3 protein-coding genes and 1 pseudogene are annotated in these 6,223 nt (G+C 47.6%); 1 reads left to right on the forward strand and 3 read right to left on the reverse strand.

The window, feature by feature from the left end; all coding sequences use genetic code 11:
• Positions 1 to 184: 184 nt before the first annotated feature.
• Both ACR0BU_RS24360 and ACR0BU_RS24365 read right to left on the reverse strand, forming a co-directional pair.
• Positions 185 to 1,225: an AraC family transcriptional regulator gene (locus ACR0BU_RS24360; protein WP_480739502.1), complete on the reverse strand. Its 1,041-nt coding sequence runs from the start codon at positions 1,223 to 1,225 to the stop codon at positions 185 to 187.
• 1,051 nt (positions 1,226 to 2,276) lie between these two features.
• Positions 2,277 to 3,389 (reverse strand): helix-turn-helix domain-containing protein, encoded by a 1,113-nt coding sequence (locus ACR0BU_RS24365; protein WP_480739504.1) that lies wholly within the window; start codon positions 3,387 to 3,389, stop codon positions 2,277 to 2,279.
• A gap of 460 nt (positions 3,390 to 3,849) precedes the next feature.
• Here ACR0BU_RS24365 and ACR0BU_RS24370 point away from each other — a divergent pair.
• Positions 3,850 to 4,594 (forward strand): annotated as a pseudogene (locus ACR0BU_RS24370) (IS5 family transposase).
• Between the two features lie 220 nt (positions 4,595 to 4,814).
• Here ACR0BU_RS24370 and ACR0BU_RS24375 read toward each other — a convergent pair.
• A complete protein-coding gene (locus ACR0BU_RS24375) occupies positions 4,815 to 5,906 on the reverse strand; it encodes a TIGR03032 family protein (protein WP_480739506.1) in 1,092 nt (363 codons plus the stop codon).
• Positions 5,907 to 6,223 lie beyond the last annotated feature (317 nt).

Here is a 6,223-nt window from a genome sequence, read left to right on the forward strand (position 1 = left end):
GATCAATTCAGGATCCCAACGTGCACTCGCCCCCTCTGACACCACTGAGCTAATGTGGATTATGGGACCACACAAGTGCCGGGCCCAGGAAGCCAACCTGATCCAAATGTTTGCGAAACATCTGTCAAAAATAGCATTGCGTTGGACACATCAATAAGGCTCAATCCAACTCAATCGGAATCTCTCAGGTTACATCTGAAAATTCGTATGTCGGATTGGAGATGACCAGCGCTTTGTTGACGACACTCGCGTTTCCCTCGTGCACTACGTTTTCGAAGCTTGGAGATGCTGGCGGCAGTTTCCCTACAATACTGCCGGGGGTCACTCCTGTGTGGCGACGAAATGTCCGAGTAAACTGAGTCATGTCTTGAAAGCCGTAACTCTCCGCAACCGTTCGAACCAGTCCCCACCGCGGAGAAGAACGTGACAACTCGGACATAATAACCTGGGAACGACGTTTCCCTATATACTCCATTACACCACCTGCCTCTTTGAATAGCCTGTAGAGTGTTGCGCGCGACATACTAAACTTTTGACAAAGCAGGTCGGAATCCAGAGTAGGATTCCTAATGTTGTCTTTTATGAAACGCTGGATTGTAGCGAGTCGCAAGTCACTTGCCACCGCTGTCTCAATACCAGCGGCATCCCCCAACAGAAGTGGTTCCAGAAACGAGCAGATGCCATCAGCCACAATCTCCCCCTCTGCAATTGTGCAGCTGCTCAGAGTTTCCCTCAAACTCAGAAGCATAGAACGTAGCACCGCTCCAACAGGTAAACTTGTGGACATTCTTTGGCTAGAGATCACCCGGTCCGGGGGCAAATCCATTCGTCTAAACGGAACATATAGAATGAGTATCTCACTATCTGTATGACAATGCCTGAGTGTCTGATCACCGTGTCGACTTATATGCACGGCATCGGGTGTCTGACTCTTCAACTCATCATTCAAGACATAGTTTTGGTAGCCTTGCTTCAATAGCGATATCGAAATCAGCGACTCATCCTCTGGCGGAGCGGGTCGAGCGCATATCATAGGTGCAGCAAAGGAGTGCACAAAAGTACAATCGCCAAACCACCAGACATCTGACTTTAGGAAGAAGTCAACCCCAGCATTTTGTTCAAACTTGAAAGAAAGATAGTTACGCCAAAGGTCAGAAACTGCGTCAAGACGATCTGCCGGCGCAATGCTGGCGGTATCAAAGCTCAGTCGAGGCAGGTGAGTCATTGTAAAAAATGGTTACTCCAGCTTAACCAATTTCTTTCGGTGCAAACTGAGATTTACCTGGGTGATCTTGATGTAGTCGCGATCGGGCGTGAAACGCCTCATTGGTCGCCCATTGTGCGGGCAAATGAACCCAGACGAACTTAGACACCATTAGCGACTTTTCCGCTAGAAGCGAAATAGACTCCAACGGCTTAGCCTGTGCCAATACGAAAAGTCGGGTTCCACGCCAATGAAGGTGCGGCAAGCGAAGTTGCACATGAGATGCAAGTCCAGAATTTCGAAAACTGCATTGTTACGCCTCCCTGTTGTGAACGGTTAGATTCGGTTAGCCCGAAATTTGATCCTTCAAGGTTAGGCACAATTAACATAAATACAAATTTGTTTTTCTTTATAATACAAAGGTTTTTCTTATATTTTTGCTCTAGTATTGTATATCAACTGAATTTTGCAGAGTGGCGGTGTTGGCTCAGCCTTTCAGGCCAATGCTTAAATGCACACCGCCCGCGATTAGTCATGAGCGTTGTTGTCCTAGCCCCGAAAAATGTGCCACTACATTAACCGAGATCGGTGGGGCATGGTGAGGAAGTGAAATTCTTGCAAAGACAACTTGAAGCTGCTGCATGAGATTGAGACTACGCTAGCAGTAGGCGGTGGCGTCACTTCGGTATATAGTAGCGCCAGCATCAGCGATGCCACGTACTACTACTGGCGAAAAGTTTGGCTGCCGGTGAAGAAGCACACGGCTAACGCAATTCCTAGGCCGACCAACCCGCCTATTGTGATCTTTAGAAACGACAGTTTCCTCCCAGAAGGTGGGCATCTGGGCACACAGAAAGAACACTGGGTATTGGTTCGACCGTGTCAGGAGAGTTTTCATCTTGTAACGTTAGGATCTTTGCACCTTGAAAATCTGTTTGATTTGAAATGAGGTAATTCTGAAGGGCGTCGCTTGGGGGTCTGTGACAGTCCGAATGGAAGCGGAAAGTCAGGGTTGCGCTTGCCGTCAAGTGTTAGCTTCGAGACAGATGGGCATTCTAGCCCGCGCCTGGTTTCAACAGCCAGGGGAATCCGCGCTCAAATGCTGGCAGCGAACTTGCTGAAATTTTATCCACTCTCTCTTCAATCCCAAGCAGTCTTTGGTGGCATCGTTTCTCTCGTTCCCCATAACTACTTCACGTTCAAAAGTATTTTCTGCCGTGTGACAACCAGAGCGAAAGTCCTTAGGGCTTACTTTGAAGTGCGATTTGAAAGCTCTGGTAAATGATTGCCGATCCGAGTACCCCACTTCGGAAGCCAATACATCAATGTTGGTCTTTGGGCTGGTCCGGAGTATATGAGCTGATTTTCTGAGACGTACTAGTCGGAGCAAACTTGAAGGCGCTTCGAACGGCTCGCAAACCCGGTAGAGCTTAGCCTTGGAAACCCCGATCTCTCGCGCAATAGTGTCAACGGAATAGCCGACTCGGTGGTAGTTAGCCTGAATGTGCTCAAGCATAGTACGAAACACGGACGAATCTGATATCTCAACACTATCCAGGTGTCTATCTTTTTCGGAAATCATTAAATCCGCGACCATGTATTCAATTGTCTTCCCTAAAATGTCAGCTTGTTCTTGATTTGCATGGGGTAGTTGTCTGAAGCATTCAAGTACCATGCGTCTGAATGCGCTTACGAGTGGTGTGAAGGAGAAGTGAAATCCATGAAATTCTTCAAGCGAAGGCACACGTTCGAGTAACCTTAGTCTGTCAAACTGGATATGTAGTGTCCTGAACTGATGAAACTTGTAAGTTGACTCCTGCGACATATCGATAAGGCTTACCGTACCTCTCTGGATGGCACGTTGATCGCCACGTATTATCTGTTGGCCGCTGCCATTAACGTGTACGTACAAATCAATCGAATCGAGCCCATCCTCAAAAAAACGCTCATTGCCACGATGAAATTCGCAGCTTTTTGGTGAGCACCAACTGAAAAACTGCGCACATTGGGTGTGATAAAACTCCACCTCAATAGGAAATGGTTCATCAAACTCTCCGTCGCGTGTTACGGATGAATGCCTGTAGAAGCGTTCAAACCACGGGAATTGCTCATTGGGCGGGAGATTTACCGTGCTGATCTTACCGCTTCTTGCCTTAAAATCCCGATTTTCAGAACTCATCAACATGAGCCCACTCTATTTATTTTAAGAGCGCTACAAAAAGGTATCTCTCCAGCGGTGAATCGGTCGATGGCGGAAGAGGTCCTTGTCGGGATTTTTTGTTGTTGAGAGTTGCCGTTTCCATTTATTGAGATTAAAGGCTTACCAATCTCGCGCTTAGCCCCAAGGCTTTCTAAGATTGCACCGAACCCGGGTTGATACAATTCAACCTCTTTTACGGTATAACACGTCACTGTTTTGTCCGCCGTTCGATTACTGGATAGCAAGTTTCTATCTGCAAAGTTTACCCTACGTAATCTAAGCTGAATCTGCCTGGACTTCCTTAGCTTGCAGTCTCAATTTTATAGGCACCAGGTCTCATCGAGTCGCAGAATCGTTTTTCATTTGAGACCATCGACTCTAGGGGCAGGATTTATTGATTTTCGCTGCGCTGCATGATTCACGGCTCAAAAAACGAGTGGTGAACATGCCTGATCTATTCTGGTTATACGGCTCGCAGATGACCGTATCTTGTGTCCTTCTTTCCAAAGCCCCTCGGCAAGCCTCGCGTCAATGATCGACGTGCCTTCAGTGGAATTATATTATTTAACCGCAATGGGTTACGTTGTCGTGATGCATCCAAGGAATACGGTCCGCACACGAGTCTGTACAATCGTTGGAAGTGCTGGAGCGAAAAGCGCATCTTTGCGCAGATGATGGTTGGTCCGGCACTTGGTCATGGCGAGCAGACCACGGTCATGATCGACGTCACTTACCTCAAAGCCCATCGCACTGCGTCCAGTCTGGGCTTAAAAAGGGGATGTGAACCCCTGATCGGACGAACCAAAGGCGGTATGAACACGGAGTTGCACACATTGTTCGACAGCCAAGGGCGTCCGCTCAATCTGTTTGTGACTGCCGGTCAGGTCAACGGTTACATTGGAGCCAAGACTCCGCTTAGCAGCTTGCCCAACGGTGATTGACTGCTGGGAGATCGCGGCTATGACGCGGACTGGTCCAGAGAAACTTTGAAAGACAAAGGGATACGCGCCTGCATTCCGGGCCGAAAATAGCGCAAGAAACCCGTCAGCTACCACAAGCGTCGCAACGGCGTAGAGATCATGTTCGGCAGGCTCGAGGATTGGTGCCGCGTTGCAATTCGATACGATCGCTGTCCCAAATTGATTCTCTCTGCCATCACGGTCGCCACAATCGTCATTTTCAGGATATGAGTCCTGAGCCTAGAGTTAGTATACCAATTTTGGATGCCCCGAATTTCTGCCAATCCCAAGTAGATAGGGTCACTGTGTTATCTTGATACCGGGAACAAATAATATCGAAGACTGCAAAAGAAACGTGCCGACTTCTTGAGCCTAAGGCCTCAGTGTTTAGAGCGCGCGCGCAATAGATAGATCGGGCAATTTGCAACCTATTGTCTGCTGTGTGTTTTCATCAGCAGGTTTCGTATGTAATCAACTTGGCCGCTTCTACGGAATCTGGTGATAGGGCCATTGGACAGGAGACACCTGGCAGTATTTCTATGTCGTAAAGCTCGGCCACTGCTCCGTCGATCCGCAACCAATCAACGCACGTTCCCGAGTTTAAGTCAATTACTTGAATACCGCACCATGGTTCGCTGTCTGCATCGCTCAGCTTTTGGTCTAACTCCAATCCTTCAAACCGTTTGTAGCGAGGCTTTGACAAACCTACAAACGCATGGTTGCCATGAAACACCAGTCCTCTGAGAAACCCAGGGCAAAACACTCGCGGATTGAATTTTCCTTTGCCGTCATTGTCAAATTCTACAACACCCATTTCTCCCGTACCCGAGTTTAATATCCACAACTCTTCGTTATGTACTCTGGGGGAATGCGGCATTGACAACCCTTTGCAAACGACTCCTCCATTCTCAATGTCAATTATAACACCACCGTTGGAGCGACGGTCTCGCCAACCATCAACGGTATCTGAACGGCTGATTGCTGTAGCGTAACGTGGATTTCCGTACTCAATCGCCATTCCGTTTAAATGGCAGCGGTCTTCATCAATCAACTCTGACACAAAAGGCGGGCGCCAAACCTCTTCAAAACTGTGCCGTAGGTTTGGTCGCCCAAGGCAATTAAACCTCGTGTTAACAAAAATCACTTGGCCGTTGTCGTCTATTCCTACGTCATGCGCATCAAGCTCACCAGTAACATAAACGACCCGTGGCACATAGCATGCGTCAAATATGCCGTTCGCACGCTGGTCTCCATTTAATACGTTTTCAAACCGAATTATCTGATAGGAAGCGGTCAAGGCCATTCCATGTTGACCATCCAGGCACAACCCCATTGGTTTTTTGATAGCTGTTTGATGGATATTCACGCCGCCGTCATCCTTCCTCCCAACGCAATACAACAGCCCAGACTGATAGGAAGTAAACGCGATGCTTGCATTCATTTTTCTCAGATGCTCGCCGAATCCCGGAGAAATTGAAAAATGAGTCTGTGGATTCTCTGGTTGACTAGTGTCTTCGAGTACTTGTTGATCTAAAACTTCCATTTACTGTCTCTGTTTATCATTGGGAAAAATGACCATTCACTCACGAATTAGAAGTGGTCTGAGCTAATCTTCAATTCAGTAGCTACTCAAACGAACCCAATAGGCAATTTGGTATTTTTCTTTGCCGAGATTTCGAATAAGGGACAACTCCCACCCACCCTAAGGTGACTCCTATGTTTCTGTAGTTGGATGCTGGGCATAGTATCATGCGCAGTATGTGTTGTATCTGAATTGATCATTTATCCTCAGAATTTGAGTTCCATTTTGAGGTTTGCGGTGTTGATGTTTGTGTTTGATGAGAAGCGGCCCTGGTAGCT

Source organism: Ruegeria sp. CK2, assembly GCF_056536585.1.